General features: G+C 57.7%; 21 protein-coding genes, 6 tRNA genes and 1 other RNA gene. 14 read left to right on the top strand and 14 right to left on the bottom strand.

Translation table 11 applies throughout. The features are described 5' to 3' along the window. Positions 1 to 22 precede the first annotated feature (22 nt). A complete protein-coding gene (gene glk / locus NYE85_RS11230) occupies positions 23 to 988 on the bottom strand; it encodes a glucokinase (protein ID WP_259006308.1) in 966 nt (321 codons plus the stop codon). Between the two features lie 80 nt (positions 989 to 1,068). Beyond that, positions 1,069 to 1,341, bottom strand: a complete 273-nt coding sequence (locus NYE85_RS11225; protein ID WP_259004819.1) for a hypothetical protein — start codon at positions 1,339 to 1,341, stop codon at positions 1,069 to 1,071. Here NYE85_RS11225 and NYE85_RS11220 point away from each other — a divergent pair. Next, positions 1,340 to 2,593 carry an ion channel protein gene (locus tag NYE85_RS11220; RefSeq protein WP_259004818.1) on the top strand — a complete coding sequence of 418 codons (1,254 nt, stop codon included), beginning with the start codon at positions 1,340 to 1,342 and terminating at the stop codon, positions 2,591 to 2,593. The two genes, NYE85_RS11225 and NYE85_RS11220, sit on opposite strands and share 2 nt — an antisense overlap. A 6-nt stretch (positions 2,594 to 2,599) precedes the next feature. On the opposite strand, the gene NYE85_RS11215 is transcribed toward NYE85_RS11220, so the two are convergent. Both NYE85_RS11215 and NYE85_RS11210 read right to left on the bottom strand, forming a co-directional pair. After that, positions 2,600 to 3,292, bottom strand: a complete 693-nt coding sequence (locus NYE85_RS11215; protein WP_259004817.1) for an aspartate/glutamate racemase family protein — start codon at positions 3,290 to 3,292, stop codon at positions 2,600 to 2,602. A 68-nt stretch (positions 3,293 to 3,360) separates the two neighbouring features. Further along, on the bottom strand, positions 3,361 to 3,801 hold the full coding sequence (locus NYE85_RS11210; RefSeq protein WP_259004816.1) for a multidrug/biocide efflux PACE transporter: 441 nt from the start codon (positions 3,799 to 3,801) through the stop codon (positions 3,361 to 3,363). A 98-nt stretch (positions 3,802 to 3,899) separates the two neighbouring features. Between NYE85_RS11210 and NYE85_RS11205 the strand changes: the two genes are divergently transcribed. Further along, positions 3,900 to 4,787, top strand: coding sequence for a LysR family transcriptional regulator (locus NYE85_RS11205; protein ID WP_259004814.1), 888 nt, complete (start codon positions 3,900 to 3,902; stop codon positions 4,785 to 4,787). On the opposite strand, the gene NYE85_RS11200 is transcribed toward NYE85_RS11205, so the two are convergent. Further along, positions 4,763 to 6,424: an alpha-keto acid decarboxylase family protein gene (locus tag NYE85_RS11200; RefSeq protein ID WP_259004813.1), complete on the bottom strand. Its 1,662-nt coding sequence runs from the start codon at positions 6,422 to 6,424 to the stop codon at positions 4,763 to 4,765. The two genes, NYE85_RS11205 and NYE85_RS11200, sit on opposite strands and share 25 nt — an antisense overlap. Positions 6,425 to 6,670: 246 nt before the next feature. On the opposite strand from NYE85_RS11200, the gene mgrA reads away from it, so the two are divergent. Together mgrA and NYE85_RS11190 are read left to right on the top strand one after the other, a co-directional pair. After that, on the top strand, positions 6,671 to 7,660 hold the full coding sequence (gene mgrA / locus NYE85_RS11195; RefSeq protein WP_259004812.1) for an L-glyceraldehyde 3-phosphate reductase: 990 nt from the start codon (positions 6,671 to 6,673) through the stop codon (positions 7,658 to 7,660). Between the two features lie 242 nt (positions 7,661 to 7,902). After that, entirely contained in the window at positions 7,903 to 8,277 is a 375-nt protein-coding gene (locus NYE85_RS11190; RefSeq protein WP_259004811.1) for a DUF2502 domain-containing protein, read from the top strand. A gap of 45 nt (positions 8,278 to 8,322) precedes the next feature. On the opposite strand, the gene NYE85_RS11185 is transcribed toward NYE85_RS11190, so the two are convergent. Then, positions 8,323 to 9,561: an Nramp family divalent metal transporter gene (locus NYE85_RS11185; protein ID WP_259004810.1), complete on the bottom strand. Its 1,239-nt coding sequence runs from the start codon at positions 9,559 to 9,561 to the stop codon at positions 8,323 to 8,325. Positions 9,562 to 9,941: 380 nt separating this feature from the next. Between NYE85_RS11185 and NYE85_RS11180 the strand changes: the two genes are divergently transcribed. Then, positions 9,942 to 11,129, top strand: a complete 1,188-nt coding sequence (locus NYE85_RS11180) for a NupC/NupG family nucleoside CNT transporter (RefSeq protein WP_259004809.1) — start codon at positions 9,942 to 9,944, stop codon at positions 11,127 to 11,129. 205 nt (positions 11,130 to 11,334) lie between these two features. Here NYE85_RS11180 and NYE85_RS11175 read toward each other — a convergent pair. From NYE85_RS11175 to gltX, 3 genes are all read right to left on the bottom strand, one after another. After that, positions 11,335 to 11,410: transfer RNA gene (locus tag NYE85_RS11175), tRNA-Ala, on the bottom strand. 61 nt (positions 11,411 to 11,471) lie between these two features. Continuing rightward, positions 11,472 to 11,547, bottom strand: a tRNA-Ala gene (locus NYE85_RS11170). A 320-nt stretch (positions 11,548 to 11,867) separates the two neighbouring features. Continuing rightward, positions 11,868 to 13,283 carry a glutamate--tRNA ligase gene (gene gltX / locus NYE85_RS11165; protein WP_259004807.1) on the bottom strand — a complete coding sequence of 472 codons (1,416 nt, stop codon included), beginning with the start codon at positions 13,281 to 13,283 and terminating at the stop codon, positions 11,868 to 11,870. A gap of 292 nt (positions 13,284 to 13,575) precedes the next feature. Between gltX and NYE85_RS11160 the strand changes: the two genes are divergently transcribed. The 5 genes from NYE85_RS11160 (at position 13,576) to NYE85_RS11140 (ending at position 14,153) form a co-directional block, all read left to right on the top strand. After that, positions 13,576 to 13,651: transfer RNA gene (locus NYE85_RS11160), tRNA-Val, on the top strand. 25 nt (positions 13,652 to 13,676) lie between these two features. Further along, positions 13,677 to 13,752 (top strand) — tRNA-Val (locus NYE85_RS11155). A 39-nt stretch (positions 13,753 to 13,791) separates the two neighbouring features. Next, positions 13,792 to 13,867 (top strand) — tRNA-Val (locus tag NYE85_RS11150). Between the two features lie 7 nt (positions 13,868 to 13,874). Further along, positions 13,875 to 13,950, top strand: a tRNA-Lys gene (locus NYE85_RS11145). Positions 13,951 to 14,022: 72 nt separating this feature from the next. Continuing rightward, positions 14,023 to 14,153: non-coding RNA, RtT sRNA (locus tag NYE85_RS11140), on the top strand. A gap of 102 nt (positions 14,154 to 14,255) precedes the next feature. On the opposite strand, the gene dhbA is transcribed toward NYE85_RS11140, so the two are convergent. The 4 genes from dhbA to NYE85_RS11120 are packed head-to-tail and all read right to left on the bottom strand — an operon-like array spanning position 14,256 to position 18,705. After that, on the bottom strand, positions 14,256 to 15,011 hold the full coding sequence (gene dhbA / locus NYE85_RS11135) for a 2,3-dihydro-2,3-dihydroxybenzoate dehydrogenase (protein WP_259004806.1): 756 nt from the start codon (positions 15,009 to 15,011) through the stop codon (positions 14,256 to 14,258). Beyond that, entirely contained in the window at positions 15,011 to 15,865 is an 855-nt protein-coding gene (locus NYE85_RS11130; protein WP_259004805.1) for an isochorismatase, read from the bottom strand. The genes dhbA and NYE85_RS11130 overlap by 1 nt, the downstream gene beginning before the upstream one ends. 3 nt (positions 15,866 to 15,868) lie before the next feature. Beyond that, positions 15,869 to 17,497 carry a (2,3-dihydroxybenzoyl)adenylate synthase gene (locus NYE85_RS11125; RefSeq protein ID WP_259004804.1) on the bottom strand — a complete coding sequence of 543 codons (1,629 nt, stop codon included), beginning with the start codon at positions 17,495 to 17,497 and terminating at the stop codon, positions 15,869 to 15,871. Beyond that, entirely contained in the window at positions 17,494 to 18,705 is a 1,212-nt protein-coding gene (locus NYE85_RS11120; protein WP_405050661.1) for an isochorismate synthase, read from the bottom strand. Before NYE85_RS11120 ends, NYE85_RS11125 begins: the two co-directional genes overlap by 4 nt. A gap of 202 nt (positions 18,706 to 18,907) precedes the next feature. Between NYE85_RS11120 and fepB the strand changes: the two genes are divergently transcribed. Then, complete coding sequence (fepB, locus tag NYE85_RS11115) at positions 18,908 to 19,855, top strand: Fe2+-enterobactin ABC transporter substrate-binding protein (RefSeq protein WP_259004802.1); 948 nt, start codon at positions 18,908 to 18,910, stop codon at positions 19,853 to 19,855. An 82-nt stretch (positions 19,856 to 19,937) separates the two neighbouring features. Here fepB and entS read toward each other — a convergent pair whose 3' ends face one another. Continuing rightward, positions 19,938 to 21,182 carry an enterobactin transporter EntS gene (entS, locus tag NYE85_RS11110; RefSeq protein ID WP_259004800.1) on the bottom strand — a complete coding sequence of 415 codons (1,245 nt, stop codon included), beginning with the start codon at positions 21,180 to 21,182 and terminating at the stop codon, positions 19,938 to 19,940. A gap of 135 nt (positions 21,183 to 21,317) precedes the next feature. On the opposite strand from entS, the gene fepD reads away from it, so the two are divergent. The 3 genes from fepD to NYE85_RS11095 are packed head-to-tail and all read left to right on the top strand — an operon-like array spanning position 21,318 to position 24,213. Continuing rightward, positions 21,318 to 22,391 carry a Fe(3+)-siderophore ABC transporter permease gene (gene fepD, locus NYE85_RS11105; RefSeq protein WP_259004798.1) on the top strand — a complete coding sequence of 358 codons (1,074 nt, stop codon included), beginning with the start codon at positions 21,318 to 21,320 and terminating at the stop codon, positions 22,389 to 22,391. Beyond that, positions 22,391 to 23,416 carry an iron-enterobactin ABC transporter permease gene (fepG, locus tag NYE85_RS11100; protein ID WP_259004796.1) on the top strand — a complete coding sequence of 342 codons (1,026 nt, stop codon included), beginning with the start codon at positions 22,391 to 22,393 and terminating at the stop codon, positions 23,414 to 23,416. Before fepD ends, fepG begins: the two co-directional genes overlap by 1 nt. Then, on the top strand, positions 23,413 to 24,213 hold the full coding sequence (locus NYE85_RS11095; protein WP_259004795.1) for an ATP-binding cassette domain-containing protein: 801 nt from the start codon (positions 23,413 to 23,415) through the stop codon (positions 24,211 to 24,213). The genes fepG and NYE85_RS11095 overlap by 4 nt, the downstream gene beginning before the upstream one ends. The last annotated feature ends 34 nt before the right edge of the window (positions 24,214 to 24,247 follow it).

Here is a 24,247-nt window from a genome sequence, read left to right as displayed (position 1 = left end):
GAAGACCCGCCAGGCCCCGTGACTACAGACGCATACCCAGCGTTTGCCGCAGATGAGCGCCGGCCCCCAGCAGCCCCGGCTGCGCATGGGTGATCATAAATACCGGGATGTCGTGCACATAGTCCTTAAAGCGCCCCTTATCCTCAAACGCCGCGCGGAAGCCGGACGCTTTGAAAAACTCCATAAAGCGCGGCACGATACCGCCAGCGATATACACGCCGCCAAAGGTACCTAGATTCAACGCCAGGTTGCCGCCAAAGCGCCCAAGGATCACGCAAAACAGTGACAGCGCGCGGCGGCAATCCGTACAGCTGTCAGCAAGTGCACGCTCGGTCACGTCCTTCGGTGCCAGGTTTTCCGGCATACGATCGTCGGCCTTGACGATCGCGCGATACAGATTGACCAAACCTGGGCCAGACAGCACCCGTTCGGCAGAAACGTGGCCCACCTCGGCACGCAATACCTCCAGAATGATGTCTTCCTCTTCGCTGTTGGGCGCAAAGTCCACATGGCCGCCCTCACCCGGCAGGCTCACCCAACGACCGTCAACCTGTACCAGGTGCGACACGCCCAGACCGGTACCGGCGCCGTACACCGCAATCGGTTTATCCTGTTGCGCCTGGCCGCCGCCAAACTGCATCACGTCGGCGGCAGTCAGCATCGGGATCGCCATGGAGACCGCGGTAAAATCGTTGATCACTTCCAGGTGGTTCAGCCTCAGGCTGGTCTTCATCTCTTTGATTGAAAACGCCCAGCTATGGTTGGTCATCGCCACCCAATCGTCGGTCACCGGGCAGGCAATGGCGATGCAGGCATCTTGTACTTCGGCCTGGTGTTCGGCCAGATAGTGGTGAATCACCGCTTCGAGGCTGTCGAACTCCAAGCCGGAATAGGTTTTCGCCTGGGTAATTTCACCCGTCGCGACAGTGCACAGCGCCAGGCGGGCATTAGTGCCGCCAACATCACCTACGAGGGCATAGGTCATCAGTGTTTTCTCCGCAATATTTAAAGGCAAATACAAACTGCACTCACTGTAAAATTCCGCAGAGAAAACAACAATCGTCATCGTTACGCTAACTGGTCAATAGCGATCTTGATCACAAAAAACGTTTCAGCCGAGCCGTTTGACCGGTTTTCCTGCGGGTTGAAACAAATTGCGGCAAAAAATGCCTCTTCTGTGCTGTTCAGCTGCGTCCGGGGTTGGCAAAATGCCTCAAACAGCCTATATAACACTCCGCTGACGCCGCTTGTTGCGCGCACCCAGCGAAGGCTGATGCACCAAGTCATCACCCAATCAGCTCCCCCTGCGACGCAGGGATTATTGACAAGGGATCCCTGCATGCTGCATCCGCGCGCCACGACAATGCTGACCTTTGCTCTGCCTGCCATTATTATCGGCTCTGCCGCCAGCCTGGTGCTGATTCTGGTGATGAGAGTGGCCGCCGCGCTGCAAAACCTCCTGTGGTCACGGCTGCCTGCCCTGCTCAACCTGGATGTGCACTCGCCATGGTGGACCATTGGCGTACTGACGCTTACCGGCATCGCCGTCGGGTTGATTATTCGCTATATGCCCGGCCATGCCGGCCCGGATCCGGCCACCGAATCGCTGATCGGTTTGCCGATCCCGCTGTCCGCCATTCCCGGGCTGTTATTGGCGTTGCTGGCAGGCTTGGCCGGCGGCGTCAGTCTGGGGCCGGAAAATCCGATTACTGCCATCAATATCGCGTTGGCAACGGCAATCGGTGCTCGCCTGCTGCCGAAAGTCCCACAGGTGGACTGGATTATCCTGGCGGCGGCCGGCACTATCGGCGCCCTGTTTGGCACGCCGGTGGCGGCGGCGCTGGTTTTCTCGCAAATGCTGGCCAGTAACGGCAATGTTCCGTTGTGGGATCGGCTGTTCGCTCCGCTAATGGCGGCAGCGGCCGGCGCAGTGACTACGCAGCTATTCTTCACGCCCGATTTCTCTTTGCAACTGGCCCCCTATGACGTCACGCGCCTGGCGGATATCTTCAGCGGTGCGGTGGTGGCGCTGATCGCCATTGCGCTCGGTATGGCGGCCCTATGGTGCTTCCCACATCTGCATCGGATGTTCCATTCGTTGAAGCACCCGGTGTTGGCGCTGGGGTTGGCAGGCTTTCTACTGGGCATGTTGGGGTTGATCGGCGGCGACGTCACGCTGTTCAAAGGGGTAGACGAAATGAAGCGCCTGGCGACCGGCGACGATTTTACCGTCAGCGCGCTGTTGATTGTCACTCTGACCAAGCTGGCGGCGTTGGTGATTGCCGCAGCCAGCGGTTTTCGCGGCGGCCGGATCTTCCCGGCGGTGTTTATCGGCGTTGCGCTTGGCCTGATGCTGCATCAGCACGTACCGGCGGTGCCGGCGGCCATCACCGTTTCCTGCGCTATTTTGGGGCTGGTGCTGGTGGTTTCACGCGACGGATGGCTCAGCCTGTTTATGGCGGCGGCGGTGGTACCGGATCTGCACCTGCTGCCGGTGTTGTGTATCGTTATGTTGCCGGCCTGGCTGATACTGGCGGGCAAGCCGCTGATGCTTATCTCGCAGCCCCGCCCGCCGCGCGAGCATGATGAATAAACGCGTTCAGGCCAGCGCGTATTGTGCCGCCGCGCGGGCATGAATCGCCGTGGTGTCGAACACCGGCACCGAGGCGTCCTGTGCGCCAACCAGCAGACCAATTTCGGTACAGCCGAAGATAATGCCCTGTGCGCCCTGAAGTTCCAGATTGCCGATAATGCGCCGATATTCATCACGCGAAGAGGCGTTGATTTTCCCCAGACACAGTTCGTCGTAAATAATACGGTGGATAATATCGCGATCGGCGGACACCGGCGTGACAACCTCGATGCCAAAACGCGCCTGCAGGCGCCCGCGATAAAAATCCTGCTCCATGGTAAAGCGCGTACCCAACAGCCCGACGCGACGAATGCCTTGTTGACGTACCTGCGCTGCGGTGGCATCGGCGATATGGATCAGCGGTAAACCACTGGCCTGCTCAATAACATCCGCCACCTTATGCATGGTATTGGTGCAGATGACAATGGCTTCTGCGCCAGCAGCACGCAGCGAGACAGCCGCCGCCGCCAACAGTTGCCCGGCGCCTTGCCAGTCTCCCTGATGTTGCAGACGTTCAATCTGATGGAAATCGACGCTGTACAGCACCAGCCTGGCTGAATGCAGGCCACCCAGTTGCCGTTTGACCTGCTCGTTGATCATCCGGTAGTACGGAATGGTGGATTCCCAGCTCATCCCTCCCAATAAACCCAGTACCTTCATTGCCTTCTCCTCATGCTACGCGGTAGCTGTGACCGACCTTACCCATGCGGCTGCACGTTGACGATAGCTTATTTCACCGCCAGACGCGCCTCGACCCAACGCTGACGCAGCGTATCGTACAACCAGTTATAGGCCATGGTATACGGCAGGAAGAACAGGAAAAAGCCCAGTTCCAGCATAAATGCCTGTACCAGCGTCAGGTTTAGCATAAACGCGGCAATCGGCACGCCAATCAGCACAAAACCGGCTTCAAAACCGAACGCATGCAGCGCACGCACCTTGAGGGTGCGCACCACCCGGTTTACCGGCCACAGACGGTCAAACGCCGTGTTATAAATCATATTCCACAGCATGGCGACGCTGGACAGCATCACCGCCAGCGCCCCCACCTGCATCATCGAACGGTTCATCAACCATGCACCGATCGGCGCACAGATCAACACCGCGATCGCCTCAAACCCTACCGCATGGACCACACGTTCAGCGAAAGACTTGTTTTGCAATTGCATATATCACCTGACATAGATTGTTTTTGGAAAAGTCAGGTGATTATCATCGGTTTTTACCGTAGATTAAAAATAGGTTCCATCTAGAAAATAGATACTTTATGCATTATTCACCGGAAGCATTACACGCTTTTGTCGAGGCAGCCGCGCTGGGGTCATTTTCCGCCGCGGCGCGCAAACTGCGCAAAAGCCAGTCCACCATCAGCACCGCGATCGCTAACCTGGAAGCGGACCTGGGCCTGACGCTGTTCGACAGGCAGAGCCGTCAGCCGGTGCTTACCGCCGCCGGGCGCAAGGTACTGGGTCATGTGCAAGAGATCCTCGCCGCCAGCGAACGGCTGGATGCGTTAAGTATCCGTCTGGCCGATCGCATCGAACCCCGCTTGACGATCGTCTTTTCCGACACATATCAACCCAATCATCACGACAGCTTGATGCGGCATTTTGAGCGGCGTTATCAGGACATTGAGCTGGAGTGCATGATTGCCGAAGGCAGTGACGTGCTGGAGCTGTTACAGAGCGGCCGGGCACATCTTGGCATGCTGGCGGTACAGGCGTCCTATCCCCCGGATATCGCGGTGGCCCGTCTGCCGGAGCAAACCGAAATGGGGATTTTTGTCGCCCGGGATCACCCATTGGCACGGCTTGAGACGGTATCGCAGGAACAATTGGCCAGCGACCGCCAGCTGTATCTCAACACCTATTCTGCCAATGCCAACAAACCGCAGGGGCGCGTGTGGTCGGCGCCAAGTTATCTGATGCTGTTGGAAATGGCGGAGCAAGGCTTCGGCTGGGCGATTTTGCCGCACTGGCTGGTCAGGCAATACGGCCAGGAGCGTTTGCAGCCGTTGCCGTTGCGCGGCTGGCCAATGCGCATTTCGGTCGACGCGGTGTGGTCACGCCTTACCCCACCAGGACCGGCGGGGTTTTGGCTATTGGAGCGCCTGCAGGAAAGCGCCGAGGATCAGGCGGCAGCATTACGCACCTGAATGGCGCGTGACACGCTGTCGAGCAGTTCCGGGATGTCCATCTTCGGCAATATCACCTCGATGAATGCCAGCCGATCGCAGTCGTTCACCTCACTCAGCGCGGCGCGTAACGACGCCGGCTCGCTAACGCGCAGCGCCTTCACTCGCTGTCCATCGCCCATCGCCTGCGGTAACAGCGTCCAGTTCCAGGCGGCGATATCGTTATAACGCTGCTCTGGCCCATGAATGGCACGCTCGACGGTATAACCGTCATTATTCAGCAGGAAGATGATCGGCTTTTGCCCATCACGCAACATCGACCCCAGTTCCTGAGCCGTCAACTGGGCTGAACCGTCACCTATCAGCAATATCACTCGACGTTCCGGCTCTGCGGTCTGCGCACCAAACGCCGCCGGCAGGGTATAGCCGATCGAGCCCCACAGCGGCTGCACGATAAAATGGCACCCTTGCGGCAGCGTCAGCGCCGCTGCGCCAAAACTGGCGGTGCCCTGTTCCGCCAGCACGATATCGCCGGGACGCAGAAAATCCTGTACCTGCTGCCAGAAACCATGCTGATCGAGCCCGCCGCCGCGCGACTGCGGCAATGGCGTACGCGCGATGGCGGGTAATGTCCATTGCCGGCACAGCGACAACGTTAACTGATGCAGCGCGATCACTGCATCGCGCATCGGGATCTGGCTGAATACCTGCTGGCCGACGCGTGCTTCAAACGGTTGGATATCAATGCATTTGTCCGCTGGCAAACTGTGGCTAAATCCGGCGGTAATGGTGTCAGTTAAGCGCACGCCGATATTGATGATCGCATCAGCGCCTTCGATCAACTGCTTGACCGGCGGGGCACTGGCTGCACCGGCATAGGTGCCGGTAAAAGCGGGGTGGGTTTCATCCAGCACGCCTTTTCCCATCAACAGCGTGGCATGGGGGATGGAAACTTCCTGCATCCATTGACCCAAGGCTTGCTGCGCGCCAAAACGCTCGGCGAGAAAATCCGCCAGCAGCGACACTCGCTGTGCAGCTTGCAACCGTACGCGCGCTGCCTCGACAAAGGCCTGTAATGACGCGGCAGACAGGTTGGGCTGCCGCAGCATCAGCGGTGCCGGGCGTGAAGCCAGCGGCGCCTGCGCCACGTCGCTTGGCAATAGCAGATACACCGGCCGACGTTCAAACAGCGCGGTAGTCAGCAGTCGATCGATTTCTGCTTCAGCGTTGGCCGCCGTCAGGCTGGCCTGCGCAATAGTGACCTCTTTGGCCATGCGGGCAAAATGGCCGAAGTCGCCGTCACCCAGCGAATGGTGCAACAGCTCCCCACTGCGCTGGCAACGCAACGTTGGCGCGCCAACAATGTGGATCACCGGCAGATATTCCGCGTAACTGCCGGCAACCCCATTGATGGCGCTGAGTTCCCCTACGCCAAAGGTGGTCAGCATTGCGGCTGCGGGTTTGCAGCGGGCATAGCCATCCGCCGCGTATGCCGCATTAAGCTCGTTGGCGCAGCCAACCCAGGTTACCTGCGGATGATCGATCACGTAATCGAGAAACTGCAAATTGTAATCACCGGGCACGCCAAACAAGTGACCAATACCCATCTGTGCAAGTCGGTCGAGAAGATAGTTAGCCACCGTATAATTCTTGATCATGATATTTACCTGCCCGATGATAGGAATATTAGTATTTAGTATTGAATATCCCGGCGAAATTTCGAGCTTTATGGCAAATAACCTCTTGGAAACCCTACTTTACATGGTTGCACCGGCAGCAGGCAGCCAGATGTAACCATTAATCAACGTTATCTCCACGCAAGTTAACGTGATCCGGACCGCAGGCAATCGTTGTGAAAACGCATACACTAAAGTATTTCCCCCTCCTGCAAGGCAGAAATTGATATGGTTTATCAGGCAGATGCTTCCCGTTATCACACCATGGAATACCGACGCTGCGGACGCAGCGGGCTGAAATTGCCGGCGATCTCACTGGGCTTATGGCATAACTTTGGCGATAACTCGCTGTATGACAATGCACGCAACCTGGTGCGCCGGGCGTTCGATCTGGGCATCACCCATTTTGATCTGGCCAATAACTATGGCCCGCCTCCCGGCTCCGCCGAAGCGGTTTTTGGCCGCTTTCTGCATGCCGATCTGCGCGCCTATCGCGATGAACTGATCGTGTCGTCAAAAGCCGGCTACACCATGTGGCCAGGCCCTTATGGCGACTGGGGCTCAAAAAAATACCTGGTCGCCAGCCTCGATCAAAGTCTGCAACGACTGGGGCTGGATTATGTGGATATCTTTTATCATCACCGACCGGATCCGGATACGCCGTTGGAAGAAACCATGGCGGCGCTGGATTTACTGGTGCGGCAAGGCAAGGCGCTGTATGTCGGCCTGTCGAATTATCCGGCTGAACGGGCACGTGAGGCGTTCGCCCTGCTGCAACAGCTTGGCACACCCTGTGTGATCCACCAGCCCAGATACTCAATGTTCGAGCGCGGTATTGAAGCGGAGCTGTTGGACACGCTGGCTGACCATGGCGTCGGTTCCATCGCCTTCTCCCCGCTGGCAGGCGGCGTGCTGACCGATCGCTATTTGCATGGCATACCGCAAGATTCGCGAGCTGCCGGCGACAGCAAGTTCCTGCAGCCGGAGCAACTGACCGAAGAAAAGCTGGCAAAAGTACGCCGCCTCAATGCGTTGGCCGAGCAGCGTGGGCAAAAACTGTCTCAGATGGCACTGGCCTGGGTGCTACGCAACGATCGTGTGACCTCGGTGCTGATCGGCGCCAGTAAAACCGGCCAAATAGAAGATGCGGTCGGCATGCTGGCCAATCGCAGCTTTAGCCCACAGGAGATCGAGGCAATCGACGCCATTCTTCTGTAAACGATTACACCCCGCCGTTGTAACCGATGTCGGGGTGTGGTTACTTTAGATAAATCTTAATTCGTTGCCACAGCACGGTTTTCAGATTCTCCCTCAGATTCTTTATTCGTCGATAGCGATAATATGCAGACAGATTAACTATAAGGCCGGGTTACCTCCCCGCAGGGCATCAAGCGAGCACAGGCTACGCGTGACTGGCATACGGGAATCTTTATCACGGTGAGCCGCCAACAGGAGAAAGCATGTTTAAACCTCTGCTACTGGCCGCTATCTTAGTGGCAACCACAGCCCCTCTGGCACAACAGGCACAGGCTGAAGGCCTCAACATTGATTTGATGCCCGGCGTTTCATTACGTATTGGCGATCAGGATCGGCGCGGCAATTATTGGGATGGCCATGACTGGCGCGATCGTGACTGGTGGGAAAACCACCGTGGGCGTTATCAGGGAGAACGCAGCCGCCGGGGATATTACTGGGACGGCTATCGCTGGCGTGATGGCGACTACTGGCGCAAAAACTACTATTACCATGATGGTCGCTATCACAAATATGATAAGCACCATTATAAAAAGCATCATAAACACAAGCATCATCATCACGACCACGACGACGATTAAATGCAAAAGGGCGCAATTACGCGCCCTTTCTGCTGCCGGAAGCGGTTAGAACAAACTGCTGATCAGCAGATAGCCATTCAGCCCCACTACGATTAATACAATCAGCCAGCCGATATTCTGTATGGATCTACTGTTAACCATATCGCCCATCAGTTCCCGGTTGCCGGTGAAACGCAGCAGTGGCACCAACGCCAACGCGATACCAAAGCTCAGCAATACCTGGCTGAGCACCAGGATGCGCGTCGCGTCCATTCCCATCAGGATCACGATAAATGACGGCAGCATGGTCACCACGCGCCGCACCCACAGCGGAATATAAAAACGCACGAACCCCTGCATTACCACCTGCCCCGCCAACGTGCCGACCACGGTGGAAGACAGCCCTGCCGCCACCAGGCTTAGACCGAATACCGTTGCAGCGGCGTGCCCCAGCAGCGGTTGCAAGGTCAGGTAGGCTTGATCGAGATCGGCGATGCCGCTATGGCCGCTAAAATGGAAGGCCGCAGCGGCAGTGGCCATCATCGCCAGGTTGACAAAACCGGCGATGGTCATGGCAATCGCCACGTCTACCTTGGTTGATGCGTAACGTTCCGCCTTCGAATTTTTACCCGCGGTTTGCGTCAGCGAAGAGTGCAGATAGATCACGTGCGGCATAATGGTGGCACCAAGCACGCCGGCTGCCAGAAACACCGCATCGCCGTTAGGCAGATCGGGAATGGCCATGCCTTTGATCAGACCGCTCAACTGCGGCTGCGAGAATACCAGCTCGACAATGTAAGCAGCGGCAACGAACAGCAGCAGGCCACCGATCACCAGTTCAAGCGGTTTCTGCCCGCGTTTTTGCAACATCAGGATCAGGAAGGTGGCGATACCGGTCAGCACTGCCCCTTCTAGCAGGGTAACGCCGAGCAGCAGTTTAAAGCCTATCGCCGCACCGATAAATTCGGCCAAATCCGTGGCCATGGCGATGATTTCCGCCTGAACCCAATAGGCCCATACCGCCGGCCGTGGAAAACGGTCGCGGATATGTTCGGCAAGGTTCTTGCCAGTGGCGATGCCTAGCTTGGCAGACAATAGCTGGATTAACATCGCCATGATGTTGGCCCACACCACCACCCAAAGCAGTTTGTAGCCAAAGGAAGCGCCGGATTGGATGTTGGTGGCAAAGTTACCGGGATCGATATAGCCGATGGCGGCGATAAACGCCGGACCCATCAAAGAAAGTTTGATCTTCCTGGACGGGCGGTTGGTGGAGGATGAAGTAACCGCACGGCTGTTCAACATATCGTTTAGCCCTTACTAATATTAAGCTTACCGTAATCATAGCAAAGTGATAATAATTATCAATTGCATTTAGAGAGGTGATGCTTATCCCTGTGATAGACGGCGACGAAGGCCTTACGAACATATCGCAGCTATTTCAACAAGTTTCTTGCCGCTGGCGTTGGCCAGAAACAGAACGAAGTACGCCTGATAATCAAATTAGCACAAAAATGCTACCAATGGGCATAATTATTAACATCTTGATTTGGAGTGCTTTACTGGACTACTTTAAGAAGAATCCCACTATCAGTTTCTATATTTGCAATCGATGTCTCGTTTTTAAACGTAGCGTTACATAGAATGACAACCGAAATTTAGCCTGCCTCAAATTTGGAGCAAACATGTCCCATATTGCGCACTTTGCGTTGGCGTTAGTGGTCGTAACGATTTTGGCATTACTGGTATGCCGCGATCGCAAAAGCATCCGCATTCGCTATGTTATTCAATTATTGGTTATCGAAGTATTATTGGCCTACTTTTTCCTGCATTCGGAAGCGGGCCTGGGCTTCGTCAAAGGGTTCGCCGCCCTGTTTGATAAACTCCTCGGATTTGCAGGTCAAGGGACTGATTTTGTCTTCGGCGGTATGGGCGACAAGGGGTTGGCATTCTTCTTCCTGAAGGTACTGTGCCCTATCGTGTTCATTTCTGCACTGATCGGCATATTGCAATACATCAAGGTGTTGCCATTTGTGATCCGCATCATCGGTACCGTACTGTCCAAGGTAAACGGTATGGGCAAGCTGGAGTCCTTCAACGCCGTCAGCTCGCTGATTCTCGGTCAGTCGGAAAACTTCATTGCCTATAAAGACATTCTGGGCAAGATGTCGGAAAAGCGCATGTACACCATGGCGGCTACCGCGATGTCGACGGTCTCCATGTCGATCGTCGGTGCCTACATGACCATGCTGGATGCCAAATTCGTGGTAGCGGCGCTGGTGCTCAACATGTTCAGTACCTTTATCGTGCTGTCGTTGGTCAACCCGTATGACACCAGTAGCGAAGAAGAACTGCACCTCGGCAATCTGCATGAAGGCCAGAGCTTCTTTGAAATGCTGGGTGAATATATTCTGGCAGGGTTTAAAGTTGCAATAATCGTTGCCGCGATGCTGATCGGCTTTATCGCCCTGATCGCCGCACTCAACGGGCTGTTCAGCGCCATCTTCGGCCTGAGCTTCCAGGAAATCCTCGGTTACTTCTTCTATCCATTTGCCTGGATTATGGGCATTCCTAAACACGAAGCACTGCAGGTTGGCAGCATCATGGCGACCAAGCTGGTTTCCAACGAATTCGTGGCGATGATGGAGTTGCAGAAAATCTCGGCTGAACTGTCTCCGCGCAGCCTGGGCATTCTGTCGGTATTCCTGGTCTCCTTCGCCAACTTCTCTTCCATTGGTATCGTTGCCGGTGCGATTAAAGGCTTGAACGAGCATCAGGGCAACGTGGTTTCGCGCTTCGGCCTGAAACTGGTGTACGGCTCTACGCTGGTGAGCATTCTGTCCGCATCGATCGCTGGCCTGGTTCTGGGCTAAGCCTGGCCCCGCACGCTAGCGCATCGTTAGCCTTCCATGCCGTTCAGTTGACGCTGAACGGCATTTTTTTATGCCTTTTTCAGAGGATGGATATTCCTGAACCGTTCGACAGGCCACGCCGCGTGATGCTATCGCGTTCCGGCAACGCCGTGAGTCAGGCAGCAGAAAAGCAAAAAGCCGACCCTGAGGTCGGCTTTTAAAATGGTGGTGGAGCTAAGCGGGATCGAACCGCTGACCTCTTGCATGCCATGCAAGCGCTCTCCCAGCTGAGCTATAGCCCCACAAAATGTGGTACGCATTAACCGGCGTTACGGTATCAACCAACCTTACTGAGATAAAGGTTGGTGGAGCTAGACGGGATCGAACCGTCGACCTCTTGCATGCCATGCAAGCGCTCTCCCAGCTGAGCTATAGCCCCATTCCACAAACACTTTGTGCCGTGAACGGGGCGCATAATATGAAACCCGGCAAACCCTGTCAACGGCTAATTTGCATTACTCGATCAAGCGCTGAAAAAGCCGCCAAATCAGCATGTTTATCGCTGCAAAACGCCCTGAAGCGCTGAAAAACTCGGCAATCACCCGGCATAAAAAAGCCCCGCGAATCTCCTCGCGGGGCTGTCAGACAAGCGGCATTGACCATCAACCGCAGGCCAGGCGTCTGATTATTGCCAGCGCACCCGGCCGAAAGGCCTGAGCGAAAGGCAACCCGGTCGCTGCCCTGCGCAAGATGCGGCTATCAGGCCTGCGCTTCGCGCTCGGCGATATAGGCCAGCGCCTGATCGATACGCTTCAGGCTGCGCGCCTGGCCGATGGCGTGAACGGTAACGTCCATGCCCGGCGACTGGCCGGCACCGGTAACGGCAACGCGCAATGGCATGCCCACTTTGCCCATGCCGACACCCAGTTGGTCTGCCGTGCCCTGAATGGCATTATGCACATTTTCCGGCGTCCATTCGGTAATGGCAGCCAGATTGACACGCACCGCTTCCAGCGGCTGGCGGGCCACCGGACGCAGGTGTTTCTTCGCTGCATCGGCGTCAAACTCGCTGAAGTCCTGGTAGAAATAGCGGCAGGCAGCGGCCATTTCCTTCAGCGTCTTGCAACGCTCACCCAGCAGTTTGACGATATCCTTCAGTTCCGGCCCGTTGCGCGTTTCAATGCCCAACTGTTCAACGTGCCATGCCAGATGCACTGCCACCTGCTCCGCCGGCATATGGTTAATGTAGTGATGGTTCAACCATTGCAGCTTTTCGGTGTTGAAGGCGCTGGCGGACTTGCTGATGTCACTCAGCGAGAAGAACTGCTTCATTTCTTCAATGGTGAAGATTTCCTGATCGCCATGGGACCAGCCCAGACGCACCAGGTAGTTCAGCAACGCTTCCGGCAGGTAGCCATCATCGCGGTATTGCATTACGCCGACCGCGCCGTGGCGTTTGGACAGCTTTTTGCCGTCATCGCCAAGGATCATCGATACGTGCGCGTATTCCGGCACCGGCGCACCCAGCGCCTTCAGGATGTTGATCTGGCGCGGCGTGTTATTGATATGGTCTTCGCCACGGATCACGTGGGTGATTTCCATATCCCAGTCGTCGACCACCACGCAGAAATTGTAGGTCGGCGAACCGTCGGTACGACGAATGATCAGATCATCCAGTTCCTGGTTGCTGAATTCGATCGGCCCGCGGATTTGATCGTCAAAGATCACCGAACCGTCTTGCGGGTTACGGAAACGCACCACGTGTGGTTCATCGGCAGTGTGGCTGCACTGGCTGTCGCGGCAATGACCGTCGTAACGCGGCTTTTCGCCGTTCTCCATCTGTTTTTCGCGCAGCGCTTCCAAACGCTCTTTGGAACAGTAGCAACGGTAAGCCGTGCCCTGCTCGAGCATCTCGTCAATCACGCCATTGTAGCGATCGAAACGTTTGGTCTGGTAATACGGGCCTTCATCCCAATCCAGATTCAGCCAGTTCATCCCATCCATAATGGCGTCGATGGCATCCTGGGTCGAACGCTCCAGATCGGTATCTTCGATGCGCAGAACGAACTCACCGCCGGCGTGGCGGCTGAACAACCAGGAATAAAGCGCAGTACGCGCGCCGCCGACGTGCAGGTAGCCGGTTGGGCTCGGTGCAAAACGGGTTTTGATTTTCATTGGGATCACTGCCTTATTACGCAACGCCTGTCAGCGGGTGCCGACGATTGCTCGGAATTGAAAAAAGTGGGCAACATTGTATCACCACGCGCTAATTCCTCAACGCCGACACGGCATCAGCCGGTGCTATTTCATCAATGTTACGCTGCTTTTCGCATAACAATGTGCAAAGAAACGGCATCGCTGGCGAGAAATATCGCATCCTGTTTAAATTTGCGGCGAACGATTGAAATCATTTTAAAAATCGTTGACTCACTTTCAACTATCCCTATAATGCGACTCCAACAAGACGGGGCGATTAGCTCAGTTGGTAGAGCATCTCCTTTACACGGAGGGGGTCGGCGGTTCGAGCCCGTCATCGCCCACCATCTTGTTGAACAGTGAGAAAAATGAGGGTGATTAGCTCAGTTGGTAGAGCATCTCCTTTACACGGAGGGGGTCGGCGGTTCGAGCCCGTCATCACCCACCATCATTCTCTCGCTGATGCAGTATCCGGAAGTCCTGAAGTGGGTGATTAGCTCAGTTGGTAGAGCATCTCCTTTACACGGAGGGGGTCGGCGGTTCGAGCCCGTCATCACCCACCACTTCTGCGGGTCGTTAGCTCAGTTGGTAGAGCAGTTGACTTTTAATCAATTGGTCGCAGGTTCGAATCCTGCACGACCCACCAATTTAGAAAAAAGCGCCTTTAGGCGCTTTTTTTGCATTTGAACTCGGTGTAATCTCGAACGCCGACCTAGCATAAGCAAAGATGTCGTGTGGGTGAGAACCTGCATTCAGGTTCGACAAAATCGCCGGGAGCGATTTTGAACAGCGCCTGCGCTGGCCCGCAGGGCGAGACCAACGGCCGAGTCAATCCTGCACGACCCACCAATTTAGAAAAAAGCGCCTTTAGGCGCTTTTTTTGCATTTATACCCCAGACAACAATAAGACGCTGCAAGCAGCGCCTTTATTATTCCGCCACCACGCCGGTATCAGGCTGCCAGCGTTGCGCCACCGTCAACCACAATATCCTGCATGGTAATATGGCAGGCCAGATCCGACGCCAGGAACAAAATCGCGTTGGCGACGTCCTGCGGCTGCGCTATTTTTCCCAGCGGAATACCGAGTTTAAACTGCTGCGGGAAGCCTTGAATGGTTTTCAGCTCGCCGGTTTCATCCTGCCACATACCGCGCTGCATCGGCGTATTGGTCGAACCTGGCGACACCATATTCGATCGCACGCCGAACTCGGCCATTTCCAGGCCCACGGTCTGGCACAGGCTGCGCAATGCTGCCTTTGAGGCGCAATATGCCGCCATACCTATGCGCGGTACATGCGCCGCATTGGAAGCAATGCTGACGATCGCGCCGCGCCGCTGACGGCGAAACACCGGCAATGCATGGCGGAACATGTTAAACGCCCCGCCAGCGTTGACATTGAGGCATGCCATCCAGTCCGCCGAACTGGTTGCATCGGTCAGCCCCATACGCAAAATACCCGCACCGTTGACCAACACATCCAGTTCCCCCTGCTCTGCCAGCAGGCGGGTACAAACGCCATCCACCGCTTCGCTGTCGGCAATATCCAGCACTTCGCAGCGGAATGGATACTCCTGGTCCGCAAACCGCAGATCAAAACCTATCACCTCCGCCCCGGCAGCAACAAAGTCCAGCGCCGTTTGCAGACCGATACCGGCTCCGGCGCCGGTTACCCATACCCGTTTGCCGTTAAAATCCCACCCGCTCATCACGCCTTTCCCCCGGAAAGCAACGCCCACCAGCTGTCGATGGTCGGGCTTTTCGCCAACGCGATAAAATCGATATCGCTGCGGATCTTACGCCAGCGGGTCGCCAGTTCCATGATGCGCACCGAATCCAGACCATAGTCGATCAGGTTTTCGTCATTGGCCATATCGTCACTGTCTTCGTCCAATAGCGGCAGGATCTGCTGACGCAGCGCATCCTTGCTGGCGATACCCGGCAACAGATCGGCGGTAGTCACCACCCGCCCGCAGCGGCCGGCGGTATAGCGCAGTGCCATCAGATGTTCGTCGCGGGAAAAGTCCGCCAACCCATCTGCCACCATGAATGGTTTGATGTTGCGCATAAAGGCATCAATCGCCGTTGTCAGACAGCCGATATGCGCATATACGCCGCAAATGACCAATTGATCGCGGCCTGACTCCTGCAAAATGTCTTGCAGCGGCGAGCGATGGAAGGCGCTATAACGCCATTTCACCAATACGGTATCGTCAGCGTCCGGCGCCAGCGCGGCCACCACCGCCTGCTGTTCCGGGTGTTTGTTCAGCCCCGGCCCCCACATGTCATTCAGCAACGCGCGATCTTCGGCGCTCTGCTCATTGGGTTGCGCGGTATAAAACACCGGAATGCCCTGTGCCTTGCAATAGCGACGCAGGTTGGCAATGTTGTCCACCACCTGCTTGATCAGCGCACTATCCTGGCCCCAAAAATTCAGGAAATACTGCTGCATATCGTGGATCAGCAGCGCGGCGCGTTGCGGTTCAAACGCCCAGTTGACCTTGTTGGCCGGCATTTCGGCTGCCGTTGGCAGCGCATAATCATTAAGTTTAGGAATGGCCATCGATCACTCTCCCTGGACCTGAGTCGGTTGCTGCGCCTCCAGGCGTTGGCGCAGCAGTTTTTTGTCTACTTTGCCGACCGGCGTCAGCGGCAGGCTTTCCACCTGCACGAAACGGTCTGGCAATTTAAATTCCGCCACGCCCTGCGCACGCAGATGGCGCCGCAGCGCCACCGGCTTGAGCGCTTCGCTGGCAATAAAATAGGCGCAGCTTTTCTCGCCCATCAACGCGTCCGGCATGGAAACCAGCGCGGTGTTAATCACCGCCGGATGACGCAGCAGCAGGTTTTCGATTTCTTCGGCGGCAATTTTCTCGCCGCCGCGATTAATCTGGTCCTTCTGCCGACCTTCGACGCAAAGATAGCCGTCTTCGGTCAGGCGAATCAGATCGCCGGAACAGTAAAAACCGTTCTCGTCGAAAGCTTCGGCATTGTGCTGCGGGCTTTGATAGTAGCCGCGGAAGGTGTAAGGGCCACGCGTCATCAGGCGGCCGGTCTCTCCGACCGGCAACGGATTGCCGTCGTCGTCCGCCACCCAGACTTCGTCGTCGGGCGACATCGGGCAGCCCTGGGTAGTAAGAATATGCTGCCGATCGTCATCCAGCCGGGTGTAGTTCACCAGCCCTTCCGCCATGCCGAACACCTGCTGCAACTGACAGCCGATTTCTGCGGGAATGCGTGCCGCCAGCGTTTCCCCCAGTTTTGCGCCGCCAACCTGCAACAGTTCCAAACTGGTCAACTGTTGGTTGCTGCCCCACTCGTCGATCGCCTGCAGCCACAGCGTGACCGCCGGAGGCACCAGCGCAGTCACGTTAATCCGGTGCTGTTCGATCAGCCTGAAGCACTGGGCCGCATCCGGATCGGCGGCAAACACCGTCAACCCACCGGCATAGAACACCCCCAGCACGCCGGGTGAACTCATCGGATAGTTGTGCGCCACCGGCAGCGCGCACAGATAGCGCGTATGCCGATCAAAACGGCAGATTTCCACGCTGCGGCGGATACTGTAGTAATAATCGTTGTGGGTACGCGGGATCAGTTTCGGCGTGCCGGTACTGCCGCCGGAAAGCTGGAAGAACGCCACCCGATCGGCGGCAGACGGCGTGGCACAAAAGCCCGCGCTGTCTTCGGTCAGCATCTGGGACAACGCCTGCGCGCCATGCGGCTGATTACGCAACGCCACCACCCGTAACGAAGGATGCTGCTGACGAAATTCCGCCAGAAAATCATCGTTGGCGAACAGGCCGTGCAGGCGATCGGCGATCAGCACTGCCGGCTTGATCTGCGACGCGTAGGCATGCAGCTCGCTGCGCTGATGGCTGAACAGCGCATTGACCGGCGCCACGCCGATTTTCAGCAGGGCAAAGAAGGTGAGATAAAATTCAACCACGTTGCCCAACTGCACCAGCGCGGTTTCGCCGGGCTGCACGCCACGGCGCAGCAGTGCGGCCGCCAGACGATCCGACTGCTGGTGCAATTGGCGATAGCTGAGGCTGGCGACCGCATCCACCAGCGCGATATCGTCGTTACCCGCCTGGCGGGCGAGGATATCGGTCAGCGGCAGATCAAGCCAATAACCGCGCTCACGATAGCGCCGGGCAAAGTCCTCCGGCCAGGGCGTAAAAGCAATGCTCATATTTCTTGTCCTTGATTCAGACCAAAGGCACGCAGAATGGTGCTGAGCTTGGTGCCGGTTTCATGCCATTCGGACTCTGGTGATGAGTCCTGCACAATGCCGGCGCCGGCAAACAGGCGTACCTGGTTACCGCTGACGGTTCCGCAGCGGATGGTCACCACCCATTCACCGTTGCCGTCGGCGTCGCACCAGCCAACGATGCCGCCAAATACGCCGCGATCAAACGGCTCCAGTTCGGCAATCACGTCTCGCGCCACCCGGGTCGGCGTGCCGCACAGCGCCGGCGTCGGATGCAGCAGACAGGCCAGCGACAGCGCGTTTTCCTGACGCGGATCCACTTCGCCGTCAATCGGCGTCGACAGATGCCAAAGCGTAGTGGTACTCAACAGTTCCGGTGCGCTGGGAATATGCAGATAACGGCAACGGCCACGTAACGCTTCGCGCATGCCTTCGGTAACGAAACGGTGCTCTTTATGGTCTTTAGTGGAGTTCAGTAACTGCTGGCTGACCTCACGATCGCGCTGTGAATCGGCCTCGCGGCGGGCGGAGCCGGCCAGCGGATTGGAAAAAAATTGCGCACCGGATTTACGCAGCAGCAGCTCGGGGCTGGCTCCCAGCAGCGCACCGTCTTCCAGCGGTACGTGGAAGTGAAAACCGTTAGGGTTCTGCGCAATGATGCGCGTCATCAGCGCGTGGCGATCGACCGGCTGACAGGTTTCGATCTCCAGCAGGCGCGACAGCACCACCTTATCCAGCCTGCCTGTACGGGTTGCCGCCACCGCATCGCTGACCATCTGCATAAAAGCTGCCTGCGCCGGCACTGCGGTTTTATGTGCGATATCCGGCACCGCGGCGTGCTTTCCCCCTTGCGCGGCCATCAAGGTATCGCGATCGAACCAGTGGGTTTGGCGAGGGATAAACAACGAAGACGGTTGTCGGGTATCGAACGGGATGGCACCACACAGCACCGGCTGCTTGATGCCAGCCAGCCGAGCTTCGCCAAAGGCATGGCGTACCGCCTGCTGGAATTCGCCGTTCACGTCGTCGCCACCGACCGCCGGCAAACCGACTTTGGCAAAACACCCCTGGGTGCTCAGGCTGCGGAAAGGAGAAGTGAAAAAGAAGCCGGCAGCGAGATCCGGCGGTATGTAACCCCCTTCACTACTGTGCGGTTGCATGTTTTTGGCACCATTCACGGCTGTATCCATCGGTACGCCCTCTATTGTTTGCTAATAATAACCAATATAATAATGATTATCATTTATGTTTACGGCCGCTAAATTACCCTCCGGATTTTACTATGTCAATAAACGTAAACACTTCTTTCCCATCGCAATCATGGTATAAACGGTGTGGCATTAGCCAGATAAATGATAAGCATTAGTATTTAATCGACAGGAACACGCCGACATGAAGAATATCCTGCTTTTGGGACTGGCCTTATTCGCCTTCACCGCTGCGCATGCGGCTTCTCCCCAGTGGCCACGCGCCATTGACACTGCCCATGGCGTTGTCACTCTCCCACAGGCACCAACGCGCATTGTCTCGACCAGCGTTACGGTCACCGGTACCCTGCTGGCCATTGGCGCGCCGGTGATTGCCAGTGGCGCCACCAGCCCCAACGGTAAGCTGGCCGACCAACAGGGCTTCTTCCGCCAATGGGGCGATATCGCCGCACAACGCGGCGTCAAGCGCCTGTATATCGGCGAACCCAATGCCGAAGCAATAGCCGGCGAAGCGCCGGATCTGATCGTAATGTCCGCCACCGGAGGCGATTCCGCCCTGCGCTTATACGATCAGTTATCGGCCATCGCGCCGGTGCTGGTGGTCAATTACGATGACAAAAGCTGGCAGCAACTGGCCAAAGACCTGGGGTACGCCACCGGGCGCGACGCAGAGGCTGACAAGCTGACCGCCGATTTCGCCGCGCGCGAGCAGGCGCTGAAGCGGCGGATGACCTTGCCGCCGCAGCCGGTCAGCGCACTGGTGTTTCGCCACGACGGCAAGGCCGCCAATCTGTGGACCGCCGAATCATCGCAGGGCGAAATGCTGCAACAGCTGGGCTTCACGCTGGCGCAGCCGCCGGCCAACGTCCACGGCAGTACCAGCCAGGGCGTGCGCAAGGACATTATTCAACTGAGTGGGGAAAATCTGGCGGGCGGTCTGAACGGCCAAACGCTGTTGCTGTTCGCCAACGATGACGGCGACGCCGAGCGCCTGATGGGCAACACCTTCCTGGCGCACCTGCCAGCGGTGCAGAACAAGCGAGTCTACGCGCTGGGCAACGATACCTTTCGTCTGGATTATTACAGCGCCAGCAACCTGCTGACGCAATTAGAAAAACTGTTCGTGCACTAACGTTGGCCAACCTGTAGGGCAGCCCGAATCCGCCTTGTCGTCAGGCGACTCGGGCTACCCGGCTCAGCTTGGGCAACTGATATCAGGCTTGTGTCGCCTGCGGTTTGTCGCGCGTCACCAGCCGTAATCCCCGCATGGCGAACACCAGCACCACCCCGAGCAGCGCGGCACCAAAGCCAAAGCTGGTCGAGGTCATCGCCGGCAGCATATACGCTCCCATCGCCCCCAGCAGCAACGCGCCGAGTGCATCGCCCACCACGTTCTGCGCAGTCCACAGCCCATTGATGCGACCGAGGAAGGCGTCCGGCGTCAGGCTCTGGATCAGCCCGTATTGCAGCAGCGAATTCACCGCGCTCAAATAACCGAACGCCACCAGACACGCCAGCGCCGCGCCATACCACGGCATCAAACCAAACAAACCAATGGCGATGAACGCCGCTATCGCCGTCACCAGCATCATCCAGCCAGGCCGTGCCAGATGCGCTACCCGGCCGCTGGTAAAGGCGCCAATCGCCGCGCCGAGCGGTACCGCCGCATACATCAGGCCCAGGCTAGAAGCGCCGACCAGCCAATCGCCCGCCAGCGCCGGGTAGAGGATGCGTACCGCACTGGCCATGGTCAGCAGCGCGCCAATCAGCGCCACCATACCGATCACTTTATTCTGGAACAGAAAGGCAAAGCCGCCTGCCAGCGCTTTCAGTGGGTGCTCGCGCGGTTGTGGCGGCGGCATCAGTTGTGGCAGACGCAGCAATGGCATCAGCGTCAGCAAGGTACCCAACGCTGCCAGACCGTAGTTCCACGCCACGCCCGCATGAGCAATCACCAACCCGCCCACCGCTGGCGACAGGATCGATCCAAAACGCACCGTCAGCATACTGATGGCGCCAGCCTGGACAATGTTCTCCCGGCCGACCAACGCCGGCGTCGCAGCCAGCAGAGCCGTCACGCCTACCGCGCCAAAGAAGCCGTCCCACACCGATAACAGATAGATCGCCACCAGCGATGGCGTTGGCAATGCGGCATTGATGCACATGCCGACAAACCCGATGCCACAGGTTGAACGCGCAAACAGGATCAGGCGACGGCGTTCATAGCGATCCGCCAGCACACCGCCCAACAGCAGCCCGGCAAACATGCCGCTGCCGGCCAGGGTCACCGCCAGACCGACCAACAGCGTTGAACCGGTCAGCGCCTGAATTTGCACCGGTATCGCGATGGCCATCAAACCCAACGCCAAAATGGAAATAAACCGTGCGCAGAACACGGCACGGAACGCCCGATTGGTCTTGAGCAGACCAAAATCAAGCAAAATCGAGGGCTTACTCATTTGTCTATCACCACAGCTTTTAAAAGGGTTTGTGCGCTTGCTGCTGCATTGCGGCAGCGAGTCATGCTACCATAGATGAATACAATCAATAATGATAATAAATATCATTTATATTCAATAAAATAATGGGCTGCCATGTTCCGGCTTACACACAATTGCTCGCACTCCACAGATTCCTCGCAGGAGCGCCTGATTTTCGGCACCACACGCGCTTTTCGCTACAGGCTGTACGGTCTGTTACTGGCATTGTTGACGCTATTGCTGATGATGGCGCTCAGCCTGTCGCTAGGCGCAAAGCCAATTCCCTTCACTACCGTGCTACACGCCCTCAACGGCCAATGCAGCGGCGCTGACTGCGCGATCGTCACCGATGCACGCCTGCCGCGCACGCTGGTGGGGTTGCTGGCCGGTATCGCGCTTGGGCTGGCCGGTGCGCTAATGCAAACCCTGACCCGCAACCCGCTGGCCGACCCTGGCATCCTCGGCGTCAATGCCGGTGCCGGCTTTGCCGTGGTGCTCGGCATTACGCTGTTTGGCGCCGCCGACATTGACCAGTACCTGTGGTTCGCCTTTGCCGGCGCGCTGGGCGCGGCGCTGCTGGTGGCGCTGGTCGGCGCGCTGGGGCGTAGTACATTGAACCCGATTCGCCTGACGCTGGCAGGTGTTGCGCTCGGCGCGGTGCTGGAAGGCATGACCTCCGGCATTGCGCTGCTCAACCCGCAAACGTTCGATCAACTTCGCTTCTGGCAGGCCGGCTCACTGGATATTCAGAATATGCAGGTGGTACGCACCGTCACCCTGCCCATTGTGCTCGGTACGCTGATCGCCCTGTGGATGACCAAGGCGCTCAACAGCCTGAGCATGGGTAGCGAACTGGCCACCGCGCTGGGCACCGGCATCGTACGCACCCAGTTGCTCGGCCTGCTGGCGATCACCCTGCTGTGTGGCAGCGCCACCGCCGCCGTCGGGCCAATCGCCTTCGTCGGCCTGATGATGCCGCACGTCGCGCGCCGTCTGGCCGGTTCGGAACTGCACTGGATCCTGCCGTGGACGCTGGTACTGACTCCCATTCTGCTGCTCGGCGCCGATTTGCTCGGCCGCTTCCTGGTGGCCGGCGAACTGCGGGTCTCGATCGTAACCGCGTTGCTCGGCGCCCCGGTATTGATCGCGCTGGTTCGCCAGCGCCACATGTTCCGCAGGAGTTGCTGATGTCGCTGCATACTACCCGTCTGATGCGCCCGTCGCTCCCTGCCCGCCTGTCACGCACGACGCTGACCCTGCTGGCGCTGCTGTTCGCCTGCGCCAGCCTGGCCATTTACGCGCTCGGTTCCGGCACTCTGTCGCTCAGCGCGCTGCAGGTGATCGACGCGCTGCGCGGCGAAGGGCCGGCCAATTTAACGGTGATCGTCGGCCAATGGCGCTTGCCGCGCGTGGCGATGGCGTTGATATTGGGCGCCGCGCTCGGCGTCAGCGGTGCCATCTTCCAGTCGTTGCTGCGCAATCCGCTCGGCAGCCCGGACGTTATCGGCTTCAATACCGGTGCCTACAGCGGCGTGCTGGTAGCGGTGGTGCTGTTCAACGGCGGCGTACTCGGCATCACCTCTGGCGCGTTGATCGGCGGCCTGTTGACCGCGGCGCTGATTTATTTGTTGGCATGGCGCAATGGCATCGAAGCCTTCCGGCTGATTATCGTCGGCATTGCGGTACGCGCGCTGCTGGTAGGGGCCAATACCTGGTTGATTATCACCGCGTCGCTGGAATCGGCGATGACCGCCGGGTTATGGAGCGCCGGTTCGCTTAATGGCGTCACCTGGGCCAAAAGCCAGCCAGTGATGATGGTGATCGCCGTCTGTGCGCTACTGCTGATGGCGTTGTCACGCCGTATGCGCCTGCTGGAAATGGGCGATGACGCCGCCTGCGCGCTTGGCGTGGCGGTAGAACGTTCACGCATTTTACTGTTGCTGATTGCGGTATTGCTGACCGCAGCGGCCACCGCCATCGCCGGTCCGATCTCCTTTATCGCTCTGGTGGCACCGCAAATTGCCCGCCGCCTGTGCGCCAACCGTCAGGTGCTGCTGCTAACCGCGCTGACCGGCGCACTGCTGCTGCTGGCGGCCGACGTAACCGCACAGCGGCTGTTTATGCCGTATCAACTGCCGGTCGGCGCACTGACCGTCAGCATCGGTGGCATCTATCTGATTTGGCTATTAATCCGTGAGTCGCGAAAAAAATGAATGCTGAAACGCTTTTATCCGCGCCGCTGCGCGCCGAAAACCTGACGCTGGGCTATGACAAAAAAACCGTGGCGCATAACCTTTCAGTGTCCATTCCACAGGGTGAGCTGACGGTGATTATCGGCCCGAACGCCTGCGGAAAATCCACGCTGCTGCGTACCCTCAGCCGTCTGTTGCAGCCACAGGCAGGCGCAGTATGGCTAAACGGCAAACTGATTGGCGAGTACGCCACCAAAGAGGTAGCACGCCAGCTGGGACTGCTGCCGCAAAGCTCCATCGCACCTGGCGATATCACGGTGTTTGATCTGGTGGCGCGCGGCCGCTACCCGCACCAGCGTCTGTTCAGCCGTTGGCGGGTGGAAGATCAACAGGCAGTTACCGATGCGATGCAGGCAACCGGCGTGGCGGAGCTGGCCGAACAGGCGGTCGATACCCTGTCCGGCGGCCAACGCCAGCGCGTCTGGATCGCCATGGTACTGGCCCAGCAGACCCCACTGCTGCTGCTGGACGAACCGACCACCTGGCTGGACATTGCGCATCAGATCGATCTGCTGGAATTGATGCGCCGCTTGAACCGCGACAATGGTCATACCCTGGTGGTAGTGCTGCATGATTTGAACCACGCCTGTCGCTATGCAACGCACTTGATTGCCATGCGCGGCGGCAAGGTGATCGCAGAAGGTGCGCCAAAGGACATTGTCACGCCGGAACTGATCGACGAGGTGTACGGGCTTAAATGCATGATCATTGACGATCCGGTGTCGCACACGCCGTTGGTGGTGCCGCTGGGCAAATAAGCCAGCGCAGATACAAGAAAAGGGCTGAATCGAC

It is taken from the genome of Serratia sp. AKBS12 (assembly GCF_024793895.1).
In the GTDB taxonomy this organism is placed as follows: domain Bacteria; phylum Pseudomonadota; class Gammaproteobacteria; order Enterobacterales; family Enterobacteriaceae; genus Serratia_F.
This window is presented reverse-complemented; position numbering and strand designations above follow the sequence as displayed.